This window comes from Paraglaciecola psychrophila 170 (genome assembly GCF_000347635.1).
GTDB classification, from domain to species: Bacteria; Pseudomonadota; Gammaproteobacteria; order Enterobacterales; family Alteromonadaceae; genus Paraglaciecola; species Paraglaciecola psychrophila.
Genome location: NC_020514.1, coordinates 1,956,758 through 1,980,924 on the forward strand (window position 1 = coordinate 1,956,758; position 24,167 = coordinate 1,980,924).

Below are 24,167 nucleotides of genomic sequence, written 5' to 3' on the forward strand. Positions count from 1 at the left end.
CTCAATAAAGAACCTTCATCTATGGAAGACAGCAACAATATACGTTTGTATACGGAATGTTGCTGTCTGGCGCGATTTTAAACAATTTAGAGCGTGGCAAATTATCCCAATAATTGCAGTAATGACGTCGATGTCGTTCCCTGTAAAATCTATAAGAATTACCACGTAACTGTTTTGCCTTTATAACTTTAACTACGCTGAGCGTTATTTTAACTTTTAGCGGATAAAGTTGAATGCAGGGCATTCTTATAAGCTTCAAAAGCAGGAATGGTCGAGGTAATAATAGACGCGATAAGTATAATCCCAATTGCCATCAATGCTTCCATAGACAACAAATTAGCACTGAGAAAAAGGCCATATTCTGATGCTAGCCAATCCCCCAAAAGAGCTAAGGTTAGGCTAATGGTAATCACCGATGCAACAATAGCAAAACACACTAAAATTAATGCTTCAATCAGTACTAAAGAAAAAATCACGCCCGGTCCTGCACCCAATACCCGTAATACCGCAATTTCTGATTTTCTCTGATCCATCGATGCTAGCAGCATAGTAGACAAGCCAAACAATGAAGCAAATAGCACTAAGATGCTAATTACGCGCAGTAAGTTTTCAAAGTTTGCCATCATGCTCCATAGTTCTGACATGGCAACTCCAGGTAAGATAGCCATCAACCGATCATCTGCATAACTGTTAATATTTCGTTGCAAGGTAAAAGTAGCGAACTTAGATTTTAAACCTAACATCACCGCGGTTACATTGTTTGGGCTCAAGTCGACGGCATCGACATCGTTTATAAGTTGCCTGAGCTTAGCCGGAGATAAATGAATGGCTTCAATCGCTTCTAAAGTCACATGTAATGATTTGTCAACGGGTGTGCCTGTTGGTTTAAGTATGCCACTGACTACAAAAGGTGTGTCGTCATGATGCTTAAAGCTGACCGAACCCACACCATGAGCGACCACTATTTCGTCACCCACTTGGTAGTTGTATTCTTTCGCCACGTCAATGCCTATGACTACCTCAAAAAGACTAGAAAAAGCCTGTCCCTGTACAAATTCTAGCGGTTGTTTTTTGCCATATCTAAAGTGAGTAAAGTAGTCTTGGGTAGTGCCAATCACCCTAAAACCATGATGCGAATCACCTAATGATATTGGGATAGCCCACTCTACCTGTTGATTATTTTGCAGAACTTTAAAGCTTTCATAATTGATATTATTAGTGGGACTGCCCATTCTAAAAACGGAGTAAAGCAACAAATTAAGCTGCCCACTAGGCGCCCCTACTATTAAATCAACACCGGATACAGTGCGACTAAAACTCTCTTTTGCTTGTTGTCTTATGTGCTCCACACCAAGTAACACACTGATGCTGATCAGAAGACTGAAAAAAGTCAGTAAAATCGATTTACGTCTATTTTTAAGGCTACTTACCGCCAAAGACATCAACATACAGTTGACCCCTGTGACTGCTTCAGCGAATGAATATCAATACTGGACGAAAAATAGTGCTTTAAGCTCATATCGTGACTAACAAAAAGTAGGGTAGTGAGCTTAGACCGGCAAATATCTAATAGGATGCGCATGAAGGTATCTCTTGCTCCTGCGTCAAGTGCAGAAGTTGGTTCATCTACAATTAATAATTCAGGTTGATTAATCAAAGCCCGGGCTATCGCAACTCTTTGTTGTTGCCCAACACTGAGTTGACTGGCTTGCTGCTGTAAAATACTCGTGGGTAGCTTTAACTCTGTTAGTAATTGCGTAGCACGGCGTTCAATATCGTCAGACTTTTTAGCAAAGTACCCGGCGACCATAATATTTTGCAGCACGGTTAAGTAGGGGATCAAATTAAACTGCTGGAAAACCACACCTATATGCCGGGCTCTAAATTGATCTCGTTTACGGGCAGAAAGGCCAGAAAAAGTTTGGCCCAATAGTCTCACTTCGCCTGTTTGCGGAGTCAAGATACCTGCAATCAAATTCAACAAAGTGGTTTTGCCCGAACCTGATTCACCATGCAAAAACACATGATCCCCATGCTGTATTTGCCAGTTCTCAATTTTCAAATCGATACTGCCTCTAGTATAACCATGTTGTAGATTTTCAACCTCGATCGACAATGGCTGAGACGTTACTCTATCCGTCACACTCGTGGAATTTTCGTTTAACTGCATATGCTGTTCATTTCTTCGCTAACCCGTAATGGATATGTTATAACATTACACAATATAAATATTGAGTAATTTATTTTGATTATGCAATCGTACATCGGCAAAGCAGGGCTGTGTTTTTTATTGCTTCCCTTGCTTATCTCTTTGGCCAACGCCAAATTGCCAGAAAAAGATCAGAACTTCCAAACAACTGACTGGGTAGCCTTAATCCCTAAAGATGATCTGGACGCGCTGCTTAATCCACCTGATTTTCTTAGTGATATTGCAGATGGCTCGGATCAAGATTCGGTGGATTTATTGCAAAAAAAACACGAAGTTAGATGCCCAAGGTAAACGATTCCAAGAAGCGCTTGTGTCTACCACAGTGGTCAGCGAATATGATGGAAAGTCCATCCGTATACCTGGCTTTATAGTACCTCTTGAGAGCGCAAATGAAAGAATGGTGACGGAATTTTTTATTGTCCCGTATTTTGGTGCATGTTTACATATGCCACCTCCTCCACCTAACCAAATTATTCATGTTGTTGTGAATGAAGGAATTGAGCTAGAAAATTTATACGACCCGTTTTGGTTTGAAGGCCGTTTGGCACTTAAAATCATCGAAACAGAAACCGGCTTATCGGCCTATTCAATGACACTACATCAAGTTATTCCATATCAAGAACCGTAATTGGAGAATTTAAATGACGATTAAACAATGCTTTTTTATCATAGCTATGGTGTGCATTCCGGCCATGTTATTGCCAGCATTCGCTTGTGATTTACATGGCTCAGGTGGCTATGGATTTAGCCCATTTGGGCCACGTTTTTCAATGCTTGATCGCAATGAAATGGATAGAAATCAACATAGCATTGCAAAACTAAGTATTACTCACGACCGTTTTTTATCTGTACCTAACGGTTCGCCCTCAGTATTGGCATTCTCATATCAAATACCCAACTCATTTATTAACGTCAAACTTCAGTTTAGTAGCGATAAAGATATCGATTTGTTTAAAGATTCAGAGGTTATATTGACGAAATCCAGTGGGGTTTATAAGTTACACTTCGTTCCTAAGGAAACTGGCGAGCAGCATATTAAAGTGCACATTACCGGATTAAGTGATGCAAGTTCAGTCGATGAAGAACGCCAAATTACAGTGCGCTCAATCTAATCAACTCGCAAATTGATACCCCACAGCGTGTTTTGAAAAAAATGCCATGGGTTTTGGACACTTACTTCTCTGCAAAAAGTGTATTTTCCAAGATATCGACGATTTGGTTAAGTGCTAACTGTCCTGTGGTGATGACCTCAAGTCGTGAGTCCATACTTTCATCTAGTTCGTTACAACTGATCACTTCATCGAGCTTATTAAAGGTAAAAATGCCTTTGTCGGTTATCATCACGGCTTTTAAACGATATACATCCAAGGTCGTTAGTTCACTCATTACTTGCCTGAAATCGAACACTTTGTCGGGGCGAAATGCCCAGCCACAAGAATAGAAGTCATCTTTAGCATTACTCACTTTTACTTTGCCATGGTTTGATAACTCTTCTTCTATATCCATTAATTCAGCACTGACGCCGTGCTCATGATGGTTAGTCTCAGGCAGCTTAAACTTCGTTTTAGAAGAGAGTATGGATAACGCAATTTTGTTGTTATCCAAAACTGTAAGTGGTGTTGTGGCTAAATCTAATTGAGTAAGATATTTGGTTAGATTTGCCTGATCATTCTCCTCATAAAGATCCGCTTTAGTTGCGATAATATGATCCGCAATTTCCAACTGTTCCCTAAAAACTTGATGTTGGCTATAACGTTCCTTTGTGACCAAGCGTGCATCAACCAGCGTGAGTGTGCTGTTGATAGAGAATGTATCTTGATAATGAGCTTGCTGTAAACTGGCCAACACTTCTTTGGGATGACCTAAGCCAGTCGGCTCGATGATCAGCCGATGGGGTTTGGCATAGGATACTAATTGATTTAGCGCGATTTGCATGGGCAAACCTGATGTGCAACACATACAACCGCCGGGCACTTCTCGTACATAAATATTGTTTTCTGGACGGCCTTTAAAAAATGCACCATCAATGCCAACTTCACCAAACTCATTGACTAAAATAGCCCATCTTTCGTTGGCAGGTTTCAGTGTTAATAAATGTTGGATAAGCGTGGTTTTTCCTGCACCCAAAAAACCCGTAATAATGTTAGTGGGAATTGGCAGTGTTTGTGAGGTCAATTTTTCCATGGGTTTCCAATTAATTGATGTATGCTTATAGGATTCTTTAGTATTGTTATGTTATATCATTATTATTCTGAGACCCATGATTAAGTCCATTATTATTCTAATTATATTTTTGCTGTGTGGTGTGTGGGCAGGGCAGCACTCAAAAACGATTTGGCGCTATATCGAACGTATTGTTATTGATGAACCTCCACTTTATGAGGCAAATAACACTGCCAATACTCAAGGTTTTTCTGCAGTACCTCTCATTACCATTGGATGGAGCGAACTGTTACCAACAGAAGAAAAACAAATATTAAGTCGTTACCAGCAAAACTTGCCCACTGACTTAACGGATCAAGTTGTGTTGTCTCTGCAAGCGACTACAGATCAAGCCTACCAAGCGACGTTGCAGTCAACTAATATCGTTGAAAACTTTCTCAACAAAGCGATATCGATATCAGGGTTTATAGTGCCTATCGATGTGCAAGAGAATATAAATATGACTAGCTTTTTTTTAGTTCCTTACTTTGGAGCCTGTCTCCATTACCCTCCGCCACCACCTAATCAACTGATTTATGTGACCCTTCCTGATGGCATGCCAGCAACCGATTTTCAAATGCCATACACAATTTCGGGCATTCTCAAAAAAGACTTATATGAAGACCCATTAGGCACCTCAGCATACAGCTTGGATTTATTGACGGTAGAAAAGTTTTATGAACAGCCAGATAATTTCCGTATGCATTAGTTTTTCTTGAAGTTAACTATATACCCAAACCACCTCAATATGCGCGTTTTAGAACGACTGGGGCGCTTCAATTCAAGGCACGTCAATGACTGAATGTCGACCACCTTCTGAATTGGCGTAACGAAGAAGTGGAGTGCCCCAGCCGTTCCCTACGGGCGGGTTTTAAAGCGATTTATACGTCGTTGGCCATTTTTGACTTAGACCACTAGGTCTGAAAATAGCCGCCTCGCCTAGGAGGCCCCGCCTAAACCGCTTTAAATTCCCGCTGAATCCGACATCTTGAGGTGGTTAGAGTATAAAACTATCCCAAGGACCCGTTATGGCAACAGTAGTAGTCGGGGAATATAAGTTAACAAACAAGGTACGCCCATCTGGCGAAAAACAGGCACCTGCAGGCTCGGTTTGCAATCTTACGCGCGCCAAATCATAGGTTTTTCCATCTGGCGTCACCCCTTTAATATGATTTTCTGTGTGATCAGTATATTGGTCTTCACACACAATTAAATGGCCATTAGGCGCTACGGTAACATTATCTGCAAAATTCATAGCTTGTGGATATTCACTTTCAACAAATAAACTCAGTTTGCCTGGACGCTTGTTTTCACTTGGACTACCTTCGACTAAAGAAGGCACGTAACGCATAATTTGTCCCAATTTTTTTGCACCGCCATTAGTGCAACAAAAATATAGTTCGTTATCACCCCAATGTATGCCTTCGCCTCGTGCAAATAGCGCTGCTCCTGCGTTAAAACCTCGTAACCTCAGGTCATCATCCGGACTTTCAGGATGATCCAACTCAATCCATTCAACGGCCATTTCTTGTTTTAATAGCATAGATTCTGAATGCCAGTTGCGTGTATCGAATTTAGGTTTTTGTGCTATCACCAATGCTTGCAAGCGACCACCAGCCTGTAAATTAGCTTTTTGATTGGGGATATAACGATAAATCAGGCTATCGTTTCTATCTTCGGTCATATAAACAATGCCCGTTCGAGGGTCAACACAAGCGGCTTCATGGTTAAATCTGCCCATCGCTTTAATTGGGATGGCATTAACCATCTTAGTGGCATTGGCGGGTACTTCAAACACATAACCATGGTCTTTACTGATCATCTTGTCTGCTTTATCCACCGACTCTTCGCACGTCAGCCATGTTTCCCAAGGCGTAACACCACCAGAACAGTTGCGGATCGTGCCAATTAGCGACATAAACTGCTGTTCAACACGTTTTGATTGCAGGTTGTAGACAATGGAACTGGTACCGCCGGGCAACGGATAAGTATTCTCAAAGGTGTCATAGGCAAACTCAAGCATCATAGCTTGCTTGTCACCATGATGTTTTTTGATCAGTTTATTGGCCGCGATTTCGTGATTTCTGATTAAAACTACTCGTTTATCATCAAGATAAAAACAACCCATACCATCAGCACGATCAGGCACATCCAAGTCATCATGCATCTTGTCTCCCAGTCGCGATATAACCTGATAATTAAAACCAGAGGGTAAGTCTAATAACGCATTAGGATCAGGTATCAGTTTTCCGTATGCGGTATTTTGAGCCATAGCAGTTGTCTGCAAGCGAGACTGTGAGGCATGCAGATGTGATGCTAAGCCTCCAAACGCCATCGCGACTAAACCTTGATTAAATTGTCTTCTATTCATCATCACCTTATCCTTATCCAGATCTTAATACAGAGAATTAGTTACCACGACCCATACATTGGGTTAGGCAATAAAATAAATATACGTGGTTGCTGCAACAACAAATCAGCGATATCGGCATCTTCTTGAGTCATGCTTGGAAAGTCCTTAATATTATCGCCCACGTGCATCAATATTTGCTGCGATCGCGACCATTCTTGTGTGCTTGTAGATGGTGTTTGGGGGCGGTAACAAGGTGCATTGCCCATTTCGACTTGTCGGCGGCGTAAGTCTTTGTCATTTATCATAGATTTGCCGTCAATAGCACGCTTATCTGCTTCGGCTCTACCTAACAAGCAGGTATTGCTTGGGGTAAGTGGTAAACCCAATGCGCGTAAATTCTGCCATGTGTATGACTCAACCTCTTTTTCTCGGTTGGTGATAAGGGCCAACTTGCAACCCTTATCTAATACCGTTTGAATAAAGTCAGCAGTGCCCGGAACTAAACCAGCTGAGGCTTGTTTTACCCAGTTTTCCCACGTCTCGGGGATATAGCTAGCCCCCGTTTTATCCAGCGATACCTGATAAGGGCTATTATCTAGAATGGTTTCGTCTACATCCATTACCACCACCCAGCTATCTTTTTGTGGGGATAGTTGTTTTAGTGTGCTGGAAGCTTGTTGATAAATATCCTGAGTGAGAAATTGGTATTCTTTGCTGGTGGTTAACCATTTCACTGCTGGCGAAAGAGGCAATGGTTGTGCGCTAATCGACAGTGTGACCGCACAATGATCACTCAACATGTCATCAACTTTCATATTGTCAAACTTGTGCGTTTGCGAGTGAAGCGTGACATAAGGTGACTGGAAACCACCCGCCAAAACATGGTCGATAGGCGCCGGATAGTAAGGATGGCAACCTATCAAGTCGGCCGTGGTGTTAAACAACGTAGAGGCGCTGGCATTGGTATTAACAAACAGCTCTTGGGTAAGCTGATTATAAGGTGCACTTAAGCTATGGTTGAAGTCACCAAGAATTATGTAGGGCTGTTGGTCGCGTTCTTTTGCTTCTACCCATGCATCTAAAATCGGTGCCTGTTTGGCAAATACCTGACAGGCCTCTGAATCCGCTCGACTATAGTTATCCACAAAGCAGCCGCTCTTAAGATGCAGATTAAGAATTTCTGTCTCGCCCTTGGGTGTGGGTACAGTCACAGACAAACCATAACGTAAACCTTCTCTGTCTATAGCCAAATCAGCGTAGTTTTTGCTAGCTGAGATAGGTATATGTTTGCGAACCGCAAAAGCCACTTTTTGTTGAGTAGACAGGTTATCACTGCCTCGGCAAGCGTACGTTCGACTTGGCGCTCTATCAGATACAATAATTTGCCATTCATCAGTGGCAAAAATTTGCTGTATTGCTTGTTTTGAAGCAACCTCTTGTAGAGCGAAAATATCAACATCTAATCTGTCTACGTAGGCTTTCATTGCATTAATTTCGGCTTGGCTACGGGGGGTGCAACCCAGTTCGGCAGGAAAGCTAAGGTGTTCAACATTCCAGGTGGCTAAGGTCATTTCATCAAAAGTAATCGGCTTAACCAACGGGACTGATTTTGCGGTGCGATGGCTATTGATTGTTGCCGAACAAGCCGTGCAAGTCAAAACGACTAGCGCCATACTTAAAAGGTTTTTCATGATCTTGGTTTCCGTGCAAGCTTGGTTGTTTTCTGTGATAAATACAAATTTTAGTCAAAGATATGCAAATACGATCGTCTGTGTTTGCAAGCACTTTGCATACGCTTAAATAAGTGTTTATATGCCGTTAATGTTAGGGCCTAGACACGAGAATTATCATGTTCTTGGTCATCACATTGACAGTTTTGTTGATTTCGGCACAACTGAAAATTACGATAATGTCCGTATGCAACAAACATGGCCCCAGCCACAGTGAGCAGCTTCTCCCATAGTTCACCGATTACCTCTTCCCCCAGTGCTACTGCTAGAACCAATGAGGTTAAACCAATCAATCCGTATTTTAGTAATTCGTATCTTTTATGCTGCTTGCATCCCATAAAAAGCGCATAGATACTAGTAGGGATCACGGCAATAACCATCCATACATGAAACGCTTCATTATCCAAATTTAACGCAGCAAAGTTGGGTAACACAATCAATAAAAATGGTAATGCTAGGCAATGGATAGCACAGGTTAATGACAAGCCTATGGCCAGCTTATCGGCAAAAAATTTCATTGAGTTCATAAATTGGCATCTCTGGTAAGCATTTTTCTTCCTTTGTTTACGTGTTGTGGATGTTAGTCATATTGAAGTTGGTCATCTTTGGCGGTTTATACTTTCAGCTTGCACCTTATATTGGCAGGTTTGATTGCTGCTTCTTTGCATTCATCACAGACACAATCCATTTCAAGTTTCGAATTAACCACTTGAAATCCTGCTTGTTTCACATTTTTTTCAAGTGCTTGAATAATGGAAAAGTCAATGCTGATTTCTTCGACTTTCTGACATTTGGTGCAAATTAAAAATTGCGGTTGATGGTTGTGATCACAAGGTATGTGCGAACAGGCCACGTACTTGTTAGCTATCTTTAACTTGTGTGCCAGATTTTCTTCTTCAAGAAAGTCTAATATTCGATAGACTGTCATGGCAGGTATCGTTTCGCCAAATTCCTTCTTACAGAAATCGACCAATTCATAGGCAGAAAGTGCTTTGCCAGACTTCAAAAGGCCAGCTAAAACCTGCTTTCGCTTATCGGTCAAACGTGTGCCATGAACTTTACATTGTCGCTCTGCTTGGTTAATGATTGCATCCAGCTTATTCATGACGTGGCCTAAAATGTTATCGTTTTATTACTGCGGGTAAGGGATGCCGCACCTTGCTCCGATGTTGTTATCCAGATGCCATTAATCTGCTGCATGGCAGGAAACACATCAAAAAAACCAAGGGAAATTGACGACAACTCATCCATGTCTTCACAGTCGTAATAATAATGCGCGACGATTTCACTGTGGTCGCCATGCTCATCCTCATCCTCGTGCTCATGACTATGGTCAAGGTCGCTTTTGTGGTGATCGTGAGTGTGAGCGTCTTTTTCTGTTGTTTTGTGTTCGATTAAATCTGACAGGTCTATCTTAGCTTGAGTAAGTCTGCAGCCCCCTGAAGAAAATGAAAAAAGTGCTTTGTGGTCATTCAACTTTACTTCTGATTGTTTCACCTTTCTAATTTGTTGCTCTGTGCTCGCTTTATGTTCAAAGCCAACGATATTGATTGCCGGCGATCGTAATTGCATTTCGAGTTTGTTTCCCCCAATGACAATATTAAGTTCAGACACACCATGCACATGTGCACTTAAATTTGCTTGTTGAGCATGGGCCATAGATAGACAAGAAACCGCAAAGATGCTTGAAAAAACACCGACACTCGTTCGTATTGTTGTCACGTTACTACCCCTTTTCAACGTTATAATTAGTGTGTTTAGAACAGTATTGATTAAGCTTTCAATTCCGCACATTTTACTGAGTTTCATGTTTGACGCGGCTTAATTGGTAGTTTCGAAAGTGCCCATGAGCGATGATCATAGAGCCCAGTACGGATACAACAACTTCACCTGTCTCGCCTAATACACCATGGCCTAAGGTGGTTGATATAATAATCAACGTAAGTCCAATAGAGCCCACTAGAAAAACCTTATAACTGCGGTGATGTAAGTAGCCCATCATTAATGCCGCAATACTGATAGGCAGAACTGCGTATAACATCCACTGGTGAAACATTTTGTCATCTAAAGCAAATAATCCAGAAAAAGGTGGCAGTAAGATAAGCAGTATTGGCAATACCAAACAATGCACCACACATACTATTGAAAAACCTATAGCCAATTTATCACTTAGTACTTGCAGCTTTGTCATTTTCAAATCTTTCAAACCCTTAGGTTGATTACCTTATTGTTATAATATAACATAACGTCAATAAAAGTAAAATGTTATAACATAACGAATGTGGAGAAGGAAAATGTTTAAAGTTTCATCATTAGCGGTCATTGTTGCTGCACTGCTGCCGGCTAGTGCGTTTGCGCAATCCATAGAGGGAGTTGTAAAAAATAGTTTTGGAGAACCGATTGCAGGCGCCAAAGTAAAGCTAGAAGGCTCCAGCATTGAGGCCATTGTTGATACAAGCGGCCGATTTGTGTTTGAAGGGTTGAGTCCGGGTGTTAACGAACTGCATATAACAGCAGCGGGCTTTGCCCACCTGCATCAAGATATTGAAGTTCCGAGTTCTGGCACGAAAAATATATCATTCATGTTAAAAAATTCTCCCATTGAAGTGGTTGATATTGTTTCAACCCCGCTGCATTTATCCTCAATGGAATCGGCTTTGCCGGTGAGTGTGTTATCTGGAGAAGCATTGCGTCGTGAACAAAGCGGAACTATCGGTGAAACCTTGAATAGTCTGGTAGGTGTGCACTCTAGCTTTCATGCCAAAGTCGCCAGTACGCCAATCATTCGAGGGCTAAGTGGGCCTAGAGTATTGATTACACAAAATGGTCTTGATGTGAGCGACGCATCACGCATTGGCCCAGACCATGCTGTCGCTAGTGAAGCATCCACTGCTACACGGATAGAGGTTTTACGTGGTCCAGCCACCTTATTTTATGGCAGTGGTGCTATTGGTGGGGTGGTCAATGTGGTGGATAACCGTGTACCAACCGACAGCGAAACACGAGGCGAATGGTTAGTTCAAACCAGCACAGTCGATGACCAAAAACTTGCATCATTTAATCTGACTACTGGCACTGATAACTTTGCATTTTATGCAGATGGTTTTGTACGCGACTCAGACGACTATGAAATACCTGTCGAAGCCGAATCTCATGAAGATGATCACGACGACCATGATGATCACGACGAGCACGAAGAACACGGTGGTAACTATACCGTTGAAAACAGTTCCGAAGAGTCATACGGCTTCACTTTTGGCGGTAGTTACTTATTTGATGATGGCTTTGTCGGTTTGTCAGTTGAAAAACTTGATCGGCAATACGGTATTCCTGGCCATTCACATGGCGAAGAAGGACACGAAGGTGAAGACCATGACGATGAAGACCATGAAGAAGAGCATCACGATGAAGAGCATTCAGAGGAGAATGTTTTTGCCGATCTTAAACAAACACGGGTACAGCTTTTAAGTGAATTTGATCTGCAAAATAGTTTTATCAATCAAATTAAGTTACGTGCCGGTTTAACGGACTACGAACACGCCGAAATTGAAGAAGGACAAGCGGGTACTGTATTTGAAAACCAAACGCAGGAATTTCGAATAGACGCTCTGCACCAACCTTTTCAAGAGTGGCGCGGCGGGTTAAGCCTGCATTACAAACACAGTGAATCCTCAGCCGTAGGCGAAGAAGCTTTCACTCCTCCATCAGACACTAGCATGCTGGCGTTAGCTTTAATGGAAGAGCGACACTTTGGTGACGTTTTATTGCAATTAGGTGGACGTATCGAGCGGGTAACCTTGGAAGCCAATGATGTTCTGCTATCCAATATTGAGTTGCACGCTGAAGGAGAGCATGAAGACGAGCACGATGACGAACATGAAGGCGATCATGATGAACACGATGACGATCATGATGATGAACATGGCGGCGAATCGTTTGCGTTTAATGAAAATTATACGCCTATATCATTATCCGCTGGTGCAGTCTGGAGTTTTGCTCCCGAGTACAATGTTGGTATTTCTGTCTCCCGTTCTGAGCGCGCACCCTCTGCGGCAGAGTTGTTTTCGTTTGGTCCGCACATAGGTACTGGTACTTACGAAGTAGGCGCTTTGTTTGAACTGCATGAAGAGGACGACGAAACCCATATTGAATTGTCGAATATGACAATCGAACTTGAAACCTCGAATAATATTGATCTGACGTTCCGTAAAACAGAAGGTGATGTTGGCTTCATATTTAATGTTTTCTATAACAGTATCGATAACTACTTGTATCAGCAGGACAGTGGTTTAGTGGTGCATGTTGAAGCCCATGATCATGGGGAATCTGATGAAGAGGAACATTCGGATGAAGAACATTCAGACGAAGAACATTCGGATGATGAAGATTCACATGAAGAAGGAAGCGAATTACCCTTGTTTGTGTTCAATCAACAAGACGTAGTGTTAAATGGCTTTGAAGCACAAATTGCATGGCAAGTGAACAGCGCGTTTAAAACTGAAGTATTTGCTGATTTTGTCCGAGCCAGACTCAAAGATGGTGGTAATCTTCCAAAAACGTCGCCAATGCGTTTTGGCACTAAGCTGAGTTATGAAAACACGCAGTTGAGCGCGCACTTGAACATCACTCGTTATCAATCGCAAGAGCATACTGAGGAATATGAGTCTTCAACCGACGGTTACACCATGCTTGATTTAAATGTGTCTTACGACATACCAGCCTATAATATGGCGGTCTACTTTAAAGGTAACAATCTAACTGATACAGAAGCACGTGTGCATACTTCCTATCTGAAAAATTTAGCGCCAAGACCCGGCAGAAACCTAAGCCTTGGCATAAAAGGATACTTCTAGTCTGCGTAGTCTAGAGTATGTTTACACCAAGTAAGTGTCTGCATCCTTGATGGATGCGGACAGTTTTTTCTATCTAAGGTTTGGGACGAAAAACTTTCCTGAGAAAGTAAGGTATTAATTTCGATTTTGTCCTAGGGAGCACACTAATATTTACATCGTTATGCTTATGTGCAGGGCTATAATCAGATAAATAATATACTGAAAACAAACGAGCACTTAATGGTAAGACACAAAAGAATTACCTATAGCTGGGAAGCTTCCCCATGGAGGGCGTTGTTAAATTCTTTCAAAAATCACAGTCGTAGATAGCTACGATTTTTTTCATTGGATTTGGCCCGCATCATAGCTCCTATATTGTGTTTCAATGATGCGGTTCACTTGTTTTCTGTTACTTTACCTTCATTCCAGGCTGCGCACCGTCATCTGGATTCAATATCCATATCTCTTCCCCACCAGGGCCAGCAGCTAGTACCATACCTTCGGACATGCCAAAACGCATTTTGCGCGGCGCTAAATTAGCTACCATTACCGTCAACTTACCTTCTAAGTCTTCTGGTTTATATGCTGATTTAATCCCAGCAAACACCTGACGCGTTTCACCGCCTAAGTCCAACTCTAAACGCAGTAACTTATCTGCTTTCTCTACATGTTCTGCCTTAACAATACGAGCAATACGCAAATCAATTTTTGCAAAATCATCAAAACTAATTGTTTCAGCTATTGGATCTTTAGCCAATGGACTATCGGGATCCTGCTGCACGGTTGGCTCTAAGTTTTCTTTTGAATCATCAATCATAGCGTTAACTTTATCCATATCTACCCTTTGCATCAGGGCTTTAAATTTATTGATAGGGTGATCAGTTAACACACTTTGTGAACTTTTCCAGCTTAGTTCATCGTTTAAAAATGCTTCAGATTGACTAGCCAAAATGGGTACCACCGGTTTTAAATACACCACTAAAATGCGAAACAAATTAATACCTAACGAACATACATCGTGGGTAAATTTCTGTTTGGTTTCGTCTTTAATCGTCACCCATGGTGCATTTGTATCAATAAACTGATTCGCTTTATCAGCCAATGCCATAATTTCACGAATAGCTTTGTTATACTGACGTTTTTCAAAGGCCTGAGCGATGCTCGCTTCTGCTTGATGAAATTCTGCCACTAGTTCTGGTTCCAGCACGTTACTGGATAACTTGCCGTCAAAACGCTTGGTGATAAAGCTAGCGCAACGACTGGCGATGTTTACAACTTTGCCGACTAGATCTGAGTTTACTTTTTGTGCGAAGTCTTCAAAGTTAAGATCAATATCTGATACTGCATCACTGAGTTTAGATGCGAAGTAATAACGTAAATATTCAGGATTCAGATGGTCTAAATAGGTGCGCCCTTTAATAAAAGTGCCTTTTGATTTAGACATTTTGGCACCGTTAACAGTCACAAAACCATGTACATTAACAGCACTAGGTTTTCTGAAGCCTGCGCCTTCAAGCATGGCTGGCCAAAATAAACAGTGGAAATAGGTAATGTCTTTACCAATAAAGTGGTAAAGCTCCGCTTCCGAATCTTTATTCCAATACTCATCAAAATTCAAGCCGTCTGTTTTATCACAGAGGTTTTTAAAGCTGGCCATGTAACCAACTGGGGCATCTACCCACACATAAAAGAATTTGCCAGGAGCATTAGGGATCTCAAAACCAAAGTAAGGGGCATCACGGCTGATATCCCATTGCTGCATGCCTTCTTCAAACCATTCTTTAAGTTTGTTGGCAATTTCTGGTTGCACAGCGCCGCTTTGTAACCAGTCTTGCAGCATATCTTGAAATTGAGGCAAGTCGAAAAAGTAATGCTCAGAATCACGCAATACTGGCTCTGCACCTGATACCACTGAACGAGGATTCTTTAACTCAGTAGGGTCATACGTGGCACTACATACATCACAGCTGTCGCCATTCTGGTCTTCTGCGCCACACTTCGGACAGGTACCTTGAACAAAACGATCTGGCAAGAACATTTCTTTTTCAGGATCGTACAACTGACTAATAACCCGCTTACTGATATAACCTGCGTCATCTAAACGGTTGTACACCAACTCGCAAAGTTCTTTGTTTTCGTCTGAGTGAGTGACATGGTAGTTGTCATAATTTATGCCAAAATCAATTAAATCTTGATGATGTTCGTCACGGGTTTGCGCCACCATTTCTTCAGGTGTAATACCGAGCTGTTGTGCCCTAAGCATAACAGGCGTGCCGTGGGCATCGTCCGCACAGACGCTGTAACAGCTATGGCCGCGCATTCGCTGAAATCTTGTCCATACATCGGTTTGAATATGCTCTAAAAGATGGCCTAAATGAATAGAGCCATTGGCATAGGGAAGGGCACTGGTAACAAGGATTTTGCGAATTTGTTCTGGCATGGTGAATTATGTTTAACTGAATTGTAAAAAATGGTCGCAAATAGTAGCGAAAATACGCCATCATTGCATTATGAAATTCCGTTTGTGTTATACAAAGTTAAGGTGAGACATGTTATTTGGTAGTAAAAACAATAAAAATATAGAGCAACTGAGTATAGTGGAATGTATAAGCCGCTTTTTTGAGTTGCCTATTGTATCAGTTGAAAGCTGGGTTGAAGTTAAAAAAGGAACAGTAAAAGTAACCTTACCGTTTGCGTCCAAAAGTCTGCATGAAGAACTAATCAAACAAATTATAATTTCAGCAGAAGATACCAAGCTTGATATCAGCATTGATACCCAGATAGTATCGGCGCCAACTAAAATAGCCAAAATCCCAAAAGTCAAAAATGTGATTGCCGTGGCTTCTGGTAAAGGAGGAGTCGGTAAGTCGACCACTAGCGTCAATTTAGCTTATGCACTTATGGCAGAGGGTGCAAAGGTGGGCATCTTAGACGCGGACATTTATGGCCCCTCAATTCCCATTATGTTAGGTAATCCAACGGCGAAACCTAGCAGTAAAGACAACAAAAAGGTCGAACCCATATCTGCACATGGAGTCGTAGCCAGTTCGATTGGATATTTTGTACCGGCTGAAGATGCCACTGTATGGCGCGGGCCAATGGCAAGTAAGGCGCTACATCAATTGATAAATGAAACAGCTTGGCCTGAACTCGACTATCTGATTGTAGATATGCCGCCTGGCACCGGTGATATTCAATTAACTATGGCGCAGCAGGTACCATTGAGTGGTGCAGTAGTAGTGACTACTCCACAAGATTTAGCATTAGCAGATGCTATTAAAGGCATTGCTATGTTTAATAAGGTCAATATTCCTGTCTTGGGGTTAGTGGAAAATATGAGTTACCATCTGTGTAGTCAATGTGGTCACAAAGAAGCGATATTTTCTGAACAGGGAGGTGACAAGTTATCTGAAAAGTACAATTTGCCTTTACTTGGAAAATTACCTCTCAATATTGACATACGCCAACATGCTGACAGCGGTAAGCCTTTACAAGTCTCAAATCCAGAACATGCATTAAGTGAAGTTTATCGACAATTAGCCAGGCAAACGTCAAAATATTGTTACTTAAAAAGTGTGCAAATAGCGTAAGCTCACGACATAAAACAAACACGGTCATTTGGCCTTAATAAAACCCAGTAATAAATGAGCTAATTTCTATGAGATTGTGTGACAAAGACATCTACCAACATTTGCTAGATGGCAAAATTAAAATATCCCCACAGCCTGATTATGAAGAAATAAGTGGTGTCACCGTTGATATTAGACTGGGTAATAAATTCCGAGTGTTTGAAGATCATCATGCGCCTTACATCGATTTAAGCGGCCCAAAAGCCCAAGTACAAGAAGCATTGAACAATGTGATGAGTGATGAAATTGTTATTGCAGATGACAAATCCTTCTTTCTTCACCCTGGTGAGCTGGCACTTGCAGTGACTCAAGAGTCAGTTACCCTGCCAGCTAATATTGTGGGTTGGTTAGACGGACGTTCCTCGTTAGCTCGGTTGGGTCTAATGGTGCATGTTACAGCTCATAGAATTGATCCCGGCTGGTCAGGCAATATTGTATTAGAATTCTTTAATAGTGGTAAGTTACCATTAGCCCTCAAGCCCGGCATGAAGATCGGTGCGATCAGCTTTGAGTTGTTATCAGATTTCGCTGAGAAACCTTACAATTCTAGAGCCGACGCCAAGTATAAAGACCAATCAGGTGCCACCGCTAGTCGTATTAGCGCAGATGATAAATCTTAGGTGATCTAAACAGCGTTGCAAATATTACATTTAATTATATCGCCTGTAAAAAATACTGGGCGTGAAGGTTAATTTTGCTTCAGCAAGACACGTGTCAAATAGAAAACTCTCACTTTTAAACTCTCAGCAGGAGAACTTGTGCCAGATAATGCTCATTTTTATCAACCCAAAGACGGTCATCAACTAGAACATGACCCATTTAACTCTATTATTGCCCCACGGCCAATTGGTTGGATATCCAGCAAGAGTCTGAGTGGTCAGGTGAACTTAGCTCCCTATAGCTTTTTTAACGCCTTTAATTACCACCCTCCTATCATCGGCTTTTCTAGTATTGGCTACAAAGACAGTGTGAAAAATGCAGCTGATACGGGAGAGTTTTGTTGGAGTTTGGTGACACGCTCTCTAGCGGAATCAATGAATCAAACAAGCGCAGCTGTTGGCTCCGACGAATTCGAGCTGGCTAACCTTGTTAAAGGCCAATCAAAAATCATTGATGTGCCTCACGTAGCACAAAGCCCCGTGGTGATGGAATGCAAAACATCCCAAGTGATTCAATTACAATCTGCCAGCGGTGAAGATTGCCAAACTTGGTTAGTCATGGGAGAAGTCGTGGGTGTGCATATATCTAAAATCGCACTAAAAGAAGGTGTTTACGATACTGCTGCCATGGAGCCCGTTATGCGAGGCGGTGGACCAAGCGAATATTTCTCTGTGAGCGAACTACAAAAATTTCAATTGTTTCGCCCAAAGTAGACTTAAAGCCCTAAATTTCAGCTTAAAAAGCGAATCTTGGCTAAGGAATGTGCAACTAGAACAAATTAGCTCGATTTAGCGTTGCAAACAAAAATAAATTACGTAAACTGCCCAGCTTCGGTCGGTGTGTAGCGCAGCTTGGTAGCGCACTTCGCTGGGGGTGAAGGGGTCGTAGGTTCGAATCCTATCACACCGACCAACTAATTTGTTATCTCCCATGTTTAAACTCAACATCTTCAGCGCAGCTTGATACTGGCATACATTGACTGAGGGCGAAGGGGTCGTAGGTTCGAGTACTATCACACCGACCTATTAATTTATTAATCTCCCAATGCTAATCTAGTTGCCTTCAGATCAGCGCACTATTAATACTTTAGATTGAACAAATAACTGCAATGCTTGGTAATTTAGCCGTGGGCTATTGTGGGTAATATGTGTATTGGACATAGATAAGCGGGTCTAAAAAAAAGCAACGCTTAGCGTTAAATTGAAGTTTAATTTGGCCAAACCCCTAAGCTAAACTATTGCGGTAACAAGTGTTTGATAATCGTCAGTAGTGAATAGTTAATGTTACCTATTTACCTCAAGAGCTGAATAGGAACTCATGCCAAATGGGATGACAAGTTCTATCGTAATCAATCATTGTGGTTAGCAATTTTTTTCTTGCCGATGCGTCCACCATCTCTTCTGGTAATAGGGGATCTTGGTTGATTTTACGTATCACGTGCTCTCCAATAAGAAATGACTCTTTGGTAGCTTGTTTGATATCAAGATTAGACAAGCGTTGTTCACTTTCCTTCATTATTGAGACTAGTCTTTCGTATGTATTTTCTAAATGTTCTGGTGACCATAAAGACTCAGGGCTTCTGGCTAATTCATTATTAAAATGCTCTACTTTCATTAAAATAGCTGTATTTTCGAGTCCAATCTCAACTAGCCTGGTAAATGTCGCATTTGCATTTTCAGTAAGGTTATCCGGTCGACACCACAGATTTTTTTCGAGTGGTTCAAATCCAGTTAGTCGAAAAGCACGTTCACGAAATCGAATGTTTTGCTTAGATATACGCCCAAGATGAGCGCTATAAACGCATAACCAACCCCCTTTCCATTGTTCAATTTTTGCTAGTGAATGTCGCCATGTTGATGCGAGTATACGAATCGATTTGTTGGTTGTGCCAAGGTTATAATTTCCACGTTGCCCGGCCAATAAAAATCCTTGTTTCACTAATCTTCCAGTTGCCACTCGGATAGTTGCAGGCTCATGTTCAAATAACTCTCCCCAAGCGATCAGTTGCTTAATCGACATCTGGTTAAGGTTAGGTTGGCTAAATAACGAAAGTAATAATCGATTTGATGATGGACAGTCAGATAATATTTTAGTGAGGTAATCACTATTCAATTTTTTATCATTATAAGTAGTTGCTTGAATATGCTGCATAGAGTTTATGTATCGCAAGATACAGCTTGTCGCCCAATTTCCTTAGCAAGATGAGTATGCAAACGACCAATGGCACTCTCAAACAGACCAAATTCAAGATACTTGTTTGCCCCACTTAACAGTCCTCGTTGAGCCGATTGTACTATCTGCAAGTCTTCAATGGCGCCTTTGGCTGCGAATTTTTGCCCTTCAAAAATGGCATTTAGCAATTCAGTCTGGTGCTTAGCAATATCGCTGACAAGATAACTATGTTGCTGTGTGCTTGATTCATCAATTGGCTCAAGTACTACCACTTGCATACATCCGGGAAACGTTGAAATTACTACATTGGGAAACAAATGATAGACGTAGGTCAGCCGTCCATCAACACTGATATCAGTCAGGTTTTTATGTCTTAATCCCTCGATTGATTGGTAGGGAAAAGCCACGCGGCTATTTTCTCCAAAGGCTTCAACCACAGTGAGGTTGTCATATTGCACTGGGAAAAAAGTATTTTTGTGGGTTTGCCGAATATGGTAACCCTCGAGAGAGCTCTCAAGATGTAATTTCCAATTTGCTTTGACTATCTGGTTACTTGAATGTAACAAACGGTAGCCGTCAGGTAGGAGTTTTGGCACCGACAAAACGTCCTGTTCTATATTGGCTTGGGGATTTTGGTTAATAAAGACTAAACCATTGCTCACCAAACACGCCACAGCAACCAGTCCTCTTGTTGCCTTATCAACATCAGGAAACCCATGTTCGTGGGGAATACTCCGTAGACTACCATCAAGACTATAGGCCCAGCCATGATAGGGGCATACTAACGCGCGGGTGCAGCCATGGCCTTCGGCAAGTTGCACCCCTCTATGGCGGCAGGCATTCCTAAAAGCTCGCACTTCTCCATCTAATCCGCGCACGGCTATCAAAGGTATACCAGCTACATCACGGGCAACATAATCACCAGACTTGGCAAGGGCGCTCGAAGGACAAAAAACGATAGTTCGGCTTTGCAGTATTTTGAGTTCGATATCTAACCGTGCTTTCGAGCGGTAGTTATTAACCGGCTCCTTCCAGTTTTGGTTGCCATTATCAGTTGTGGCATTATCAATATGATCGAAAATCCTCTGCACCACTTCGGTGTCGCTCAATAGTTGTTTTTTGTTATTCGTAATCATTGCCATCTCCTAGGTTAAATAAAGAAAGTCACCACACTTTATAGCTTACAGTCTATTTTTATAACGTAAAAGTTTATTAAGTGCAAAATTAAGTTATAAGTTTAGTTTGATCTTTTAAGTCTCGCTTTTCATTTTATTGCTTATTGCTTATTGCTTATTGCTTATTGCTAAAGTTTAAGACTGTCTGCAAAAATTCGTTATTGAAAGCTGATGAGAATATTACTGGGGATTTGTTTTAGTTCACAGCAGCCCCCTGTGTCCGGATTGTTGTCAGCTTACAGATCTTAAAGCCTGCTATAACTATCAATACACAATTTAATGTCATTTAGCTAAAACAGCTTTATTAAGGGAAATGGTTATGAGTTCAATGAAAAAACAGGATGTTTCATTTATTCGTTGATTTTTATGGCGCGGGGGTGGTGTCATTACTTTACTTTGTTTGTTAACGATCTTTGGATGCCACATACAGTCAATAGCATAGTGCCGTCTGATTCTTTGGTGACGGTTATTGTCATCAATACTTTTGCACTTTTACTGTTTGGCCTGCAGCATAGCGTGATGGCAAGGCCTTCTTTTAAGCGCTGGTTTACTCGTTTTATTGATCCCAGTAATGAACGTTCAACCTATGTGCTTGCAACTGCTGTGGCCATTGGAGGCATGTGTTATTTGTGGATACCTTTTTGCACTGTCATTTGGCAAGTCGAGTCTGAAATGTGGGGGTATGTGATCCGAGGTATTGCAGTTTTTGGATGGTTGTTTCTATTTATAGCGACATTTATGATCAACCATTTTGAATTATTTGGACTACGACAAACCTTTAACCCTTTGCAAGGTAAGTCCGCACCTACTGCTACATTTAAAATGTCAGGGTTTTATAAGATAGTTCGCCATCCAATTCAGACAGGCGTGCTTATCGGCATTTGGGCAGTACCTGTTTCCGCTTCTAGCCACTTAGTTTTTGCCACAGGTATCAGTGTTTATATATTTATAGGCTTGTATTTTGAAGAAAAAGACTTGGTCCAAGAATTTGGTGAAACTTATCTGGACTAAATGAAGCGGGTTAAAAGAGTGATCCCATTTATTATATAAATATAAAAACAGCTTATTATGGAAGCGTTATACAATTATCAAGTCTTCTTCTGGAAGTATAAATTAAACAAATTGATATTTATCGATGTACTTGAACTGTTCCTTGGGTATGATCGAAAATTAATTTAGTCATAAGGATTTTTTCCTCTTTTGCCAGAAAATTCCACTGAAAACTCTGCGGTCGCCAAATTTGCCTTAATTATTGTCTGTCTGGGCTCCATTATTGGGCCTCTGGGAATGGCTTCTGTGAATATTGCGATCCCTAATTTGGCTGCTGATTTACAGGCAAATGCCAAGATGGTCTCGTGGCTACCTACACTGTTTATCTTGAGCAGTGTAATCTTCATGCTGCCTGCTGGTAAATTAGCAGACAACTATGGAAGAAAGCGTATCTATTCCTATGGCCTAGCCTTAAACGCCTTTTCTTCTTTTATGTGTGGACTTGGCACCAGCATTGAGTGGGTCCTGTTTTGGCGATTTGTACAAGGTGCTGCAGCGTCGATGATATTTGGTACTGGTGTTGCGATCATTACATCAGTTACCCCTTCTAACAAAAGAGGCGCTGCTTTAGGGATCACTGCAGCATGTATTTATGTTGGATTGACCATTGCTCCAGCAGTCGGTGGCTGGCTTACGGAATTATGGGGCTGGCGTTCGGTGTTTTTCTTTCAGGTACCTATCGTCATTGCACTTCTACTGTTGATTAAAATGCGCCTCACAGGTGAATGGAAGAATGATGAGAAAACTAAATACGATTGGTGGGGAACGGGTATTTTTGCATTGTTCTCTTCAACCTTAGTATATGGATTAAGCATATTACCCGACAATTTGGGATGGGTGATGCTCGGACTATCGGCTATCAGTTTAGCGCTGTTCATCTTACATCAGAGTCGTAGTCATCGGCCGCTTATTCGGGTACAAATGTTTCGCGAAAGTCGAGTGTTCTCTATGTCATTAACCACGTCACTGTTGATGTATGCCAGTAATTTCCCACTGGTATTTTTGATGAGTTTATATTTGCAATATGTAAAAGGTCTCAGTCCTTCACATGCTGGGCAGGTTTTATTGGTTCAGGCCTTGTCGATGGCAATAATGGCCCCGTTGTCTGGCAAGTTGGCCGACAGATTCCAGCCAAGGCTGGTGGCTACTCTGGGTTGTGTGATTGTTGCTTGCGGATTACTGGTACTGAGCCTTATGAACACAGCAACCAGTGTGACTTATATTGCTAGTTCGCTGCTACTTATTGGTATCGGCTTTGGACTATTTTCTACGCCTAACAACAACGCCATTATGGGAGGCGTTAAGCCTCAAGAGGTAGGAGTGGCTTCTGCATCTATGAATCTTTCGCGAACGATAGGTAATCTTTTAGGAATGAGTCTGGTAAACCTTATGGTGCATTACTATTTGGGTAATGCTCAGTTTACACCAGAGCAAAACCCTGCACTTATTAAGACGGTTGAGATGGCACTCAATATGTCTCTTGCATTTGTTGTTCTAGCTTGTGCTATATCGGTTATGCGTGGCAAGTCGAGAGCAGCGTAATCAATATTTTGTTATTCAAATCACTTGAAATATTGTTAATACATATTATTTTTGATCTTCTTAGCGGTTACTGTGCGTATTTTACTGTATGAAAAAACGTGAATTAATCAAACAACACCTATCTTTGCTCAACATAAATGAGCTTCTAAGATATCGATTATTGCTTTGTTCTGGTGAGCAAAACGAAGATCTAGAGCTGGATATCAGCGACTTGTTTAAATATCCAGCACGACTTGAAACCAGCTATGTTGATAATTGGCAAAAAGATGTACTCAAGTTTTTGTTTCGTTATTTGGAAGAAGAATTTGAATCACCCCGTCAATTGGATGAAAAGATAGCTGATGTATTATCCAAGAAGATGTTTTCAGAGAAAGATAATCGCACATTAAATATTTTTGAAAGTTTCTTGGCGAGCATGCAAAGCAGTAACGTGGTGATGATTCATTCTTCACTGCATCGTAAATTGGACAAGCTAAACTTTTAGTTTTAGCGAGACTCGAAATTATTCACTATATGTCAAAAGATATTCCTGCTTTATTTCTGCATTAAGTGTACCTGTTATCTATTAACATTAGATTTGATGAGACTGTTAATATGCTGCAAACAGAGGCCT

General features: G+C 41.4%; 23 protein-coding genes and 1 tRNA gene. 12 read left to right on the forward strand and 12 right to left on the reverse strand.

Annotated elements, in window-relative coordinates:
* Positions 1 to 209: 209 nt before the first annotated feature.
* Together C427_RS08455 and C427_RS08460 are read right to left on the reverse strand one after the other, a co-directional pair.
* A complete protein-coding gene (locus tag C427_RS08455; RefSeq protein WP_007643496.1) occupies positions 210 to 1,448 on the reverse strand; it encodes an ABC transporter permease in 1,239 nt (412 codons plus the stop codon).
* On the reverse strand, positions 1,442 to 2,170 hold the full coding sequence (locus tag C427_RS08460; protein WP_007643495.1) for an ABC transporter ATP-binding protein: 729 nt from the start codon (positions 2,168 to 2,170) through the stop codon (positions 1,442 to 1,444). The genes C427_RS08455 and C427_RS08460 overlap by 7 nt, the downstream gene beginning before the upstream one ends.
* Positions 2,171 to 2,251: 81 nt before the next feature.
* On the opposite strand from C427_RS08460, the gene C427_RS27305 reads away from it, so the two are divergent.
* Genes C427_RS27305 through C427_RS08470 form a run of 3 tightly spaced genes read left to right on the forward strand, consistent with a single transcriptional unit; the run spans position 2,252 to position 3,321 of the window.
* Complete coding sequence (locus C427_RS27305) at positions 2,252 to 2,500, forward strand: hypothetical protein (protein WP_015430679.1); 249 nt, start codon at positions 2,252 to 2,254, stop codon at positions 2,498 to 2,500.
* Positions 2,501 to 2,519: 19 nt separating this feature from the next.
* Positions 2,520 to 2,837: a DUF3299 domain-containing protein gene (locus C427_RS27310; RefSeq protein WP_236613751.1), complete on the forward strand. Its 318-nt coding sequence runs from the start codon at positions 2,520 to 2,522 to the stop codon at positions 2,835 to 2,837.
* Positions 2,838 to 2,850: 13 nt separating this feature from the next.
* Positions 2,851 to 3,321 (forward strand): hypothetical protein, encoded by a 471-nt coding sequence (locus C427_RS08470; RefSeq protein ID WP_007643494.1) that lies wholly within the window; start codon positions 2,851 to 2,853, stop codon positions 3,319 to 3,321.
* 61 nt (positions 3,322 to 3,382) lie between these two features.
* On the opposite strand, the gene C427_RS08475 is transcribed toward C427_RS08470, so the two are convergent.
* Positions 3,383 to 4,393 carry a CobW family GTP-binding protein gene (locus tag C427_RS08475; protein ID WP_007643492.1) on the reverse strand — a complete coding sequence of 337 codons (1,011 nt, stop codon included), beginning with the start codon at positions 4,391 to 4,393 and terminating at the stop codon, positions 3,383 to 3,385.
* A 76-nt stretch (positions 4,394 to 4,469) separates the two neighbouring features.
* Here C427_RS08475 and C427_RS08480 point away from each other — a divergent pair, with 76 nt between their 5' ends.
* Entirely contained in the window at positions 4,470 to 5,120 is a 651-nt protein-coding gene (locus tag C427_RS08480; RefSeq protein WP_007643490.1) for a DUF3299 domain-containing protein, read from the forward strand.
* A 288-nt stretch (positions 5,121 to 5,408) separates the two neighbouring features.
* On the opposite strand, the gene C427_RS08485 is transcribed toward C427_RS08480, so the two are convergent.
* From C427_RS08485 to C427_RS08510, 6 genes are all read right to left on the reverse strand, one after another.
* On the reverse strand, positions 5,409 to 6,785 hold the full coding sequence (locus tag C427_RS08485; RefSeq protein WP_187292386.1) for an alkaline phosphatase PhoX: 1,377 nt from the start codon (positions 6,783 to 6,785) through the stop codon (positions 5,409 to 5,411).
* 38 nt (positions 6,786 to 6,823) lie between these two features.
* The gene (locus C427_RS08490) at positions 6,824 to 8,455 is read right to left on the reverse strand and encodes an HAD family acid phosphatase (RefSeq protein WP_007643486.1); all 1,632 of its coding nucleotides are present in this window, start codon (positions 8,453 to 8,455) and stop codon (positions 6,824 to 6,826) included.
* Between the two features lie 140 nt (positions 8,456 to 8,595).
* Positions 8,596 to 9,012, reverse strand: a complete 417-nt coding sequence (locus tag C427_RS08495; RefSeq protein WP_007643484.1) for a MerC domain-containing protein — start codon at positions 9,010 to 9,012, stop codon at positions 8,596 to 8,598.
* Positions 9,013 to 9,107: 95 nt separating this feature from the next.
* On the reverse strand, positions 9,108 to 9,599 hold the full coding sequence (locus tag C427_RS08500) for a Fur family transcriptional regulator (protein WP_007643483.1): 492 nt from the start codon (positions 9,597 to 9,599) through the stop codon (positions 9,108 to 9,110).
* A gap of 8 nt (positions 9,600 to 9,607) precedes the next feature.
* On the reverse strand, positions 9,608 to 10,216 hold the full coding sequence (locus C427_RS08505) for a DUF2796 domain-containing protein (RefSeq protein ID WP_226991297.1): 609 nt from the start codon (positions 10,214 to 10,216) through the stop codon (positions 9,608 to 9,610).
* Between the two features lie 73 nt (positions 10,217 to 10,289).
* On the reverse strand, positions 10,290 to 10,685 hold the full coding sequence (locus tag C427_RS08510) for a MerC domain-containing protein (protein WP_034900325.1): 396 nt from the start codon (positions 10,683 to 10,685) through the stop codon (positions 10,290 to 10,292).
* Positions 10,686 to 10,788: 103 nt separating this feature from the next.
* On the opposite strand from C427_RS08510, the gene C427_RS08515 reads away from it, so the two are divergent.
* Entirely contained in the window at positions 10,789 to 13,347 is a 2,559-nt protein-coding gene (locus C427_RS08515; RefSeq protein ID WP_007643480.1) for a TonB-dependent receptor, read from the forward strand.
* A 388-nt stretch (positions 13,348 to 13,735) separates the two neighbouring features.
* Here C427_RS08515 and metG read toward each other — a convergent pair whose 3' ends face one another.
* Positions 13,736 to 15,766 (reverse strand): methionine--tRNA ligase, encoded by a 2,031-nt coding sequence (metG, locus tag C427_RS08520; protein ID WP_007643479.1) that lies wholly within the window; start codon positions 15,764 to 15,766, stop codon positions 13,736 to 13,738.
* Between the two features lie 109 nt (positions 15,767 to 15,875).
* On the opposite strand from metG, the gene apbC reads away from it, so the two are divergent.
* From apbC to C427_RS08540, 4 genes are all read left to right on the forward strand, one after another.
* Positions 15,876 to 16,916 carry an iron-sulfur cluster carrier protein ApbC gene (gene apbC / locus C427_RS08525; protein WP_007643478.1) on the forward strand — a complete coding sequence of 347 codons (1,041 nt, stop codon included), beginning with the start codon at positions 15,876 to 15,878 and terminating at the stop codon, positions 16,914 to 16,916.
* A 68-nt stretch (positions 16,917 to 16,984) separates the two neighbouring features.
* Positions 16,985 to 17,575 carry a dCTP deaminase gene (dcd, locus tag C427_RS08530; protein ID WP_007643477.1) on the forward strand — a complete coding sequence of 197 codons (591 nt, stop codon included), beginning with the start codon at positions 16,985 to 16,987 and terminating at the stop codon, positions 17,573 to 17,575.
* Positions 17,576 to 17,713: 138 nt separating this feature from the next.
* Complete coding sequence (locus C427_RS08535; protein ID WP_007643476.1) at positions 17,714 to 18,328, forward strand: flavin reductase family protein; 615 nt, start codon at positions 17,714 to 17,716, stop codon at positions 18,326 to 18,328.
* Between the two features lie 122 nt (positions 18,329 to 18,450).
* Positions 18,451 to 18,527, forward strand: a tRNA-Pro gene (locus C427_RS08540).
* Positions 18,528 to 18,911: 384 nt separating this feature from the next.
* Here C427_RS08540 and C427_RS08545 read toward each other — a convergent pair.
* The gene (locus C427_RS08545; protein ID WP_007643467.1) at positions 18,912 to 19,784 is read right to left on the reverse strand and encodes a phenylacetic acid degradation operon negative regulatory protein; all 873 of its coding nucleotides are present in this window, start codon (positions 19,782 to 19,784) and stop codon (positions 18,912 to 18,914) included.
* Positions 19,772 to 20,923, reverse strand: a complete 1,152-nt coding sequence (locus C427_RS08550; protein WP_007643465.1) for an aromatic ring-hydroxylating oxygenase subunit alpha — start codon at positions 20,921 to 20,923, stop codon at positions 19,772 to 19,774. The genes C427_RS08545 and C427_RS08550 overlap by 13 nt, the downstream gene beginning before the upstream one ends.
* Positions 20,924 to 21,379: 456 nt before the next feature.
* Here C427_RS08550 and C427_RS08555 point away from each other — a divergent pair, with 456 nt between their 5' ends.
* The 3 genes from C427_RS08555 to C427_RS08565 all read left to right on the forward strand — a co-directional run bounded on the left by C427_RS08555 (position 21,380) and on the right by C427_RS08565 (position 24,038).
* Positions 21,380 to 21,973: a methyltransferase family protein gene (locus C427_RS08555; protein WP_007643463.1), complete on the forward strand. Its 594-nt coding sequence runs from the start codon at positions 21,380 to 21,382 to the stop codon at positions 21,971 to 21,973.
* Positions 21,974 to 22,162: 189 nt separating this feature from the next.
* Positions 22,163 to 23,554: an MFS transporter gene (locus C427_RS08560; protein WP_007643462.1), complete on the forward strand. Its 1,392-nt coding sequence runs from the start codon at positions 22,163 to 22,165 to the stop codon at positions 23,552 to 23,554.
* Between the two features lie 88 nt (positions 23,555 to 23,642).
* Positions 23,643 to 24,038 (forward strand): hypothetical protein, encoded by a 396-nt coding sequence (locus C427_RS08565; protein ID WP_007643461.1) that lies wholly within the window; start codon positions 23,643 to 23,645, stop codon positions 24,036 to 24,038.
* Positions 24,039 to 24,167 lie beyond the last annotated feature (129 nt).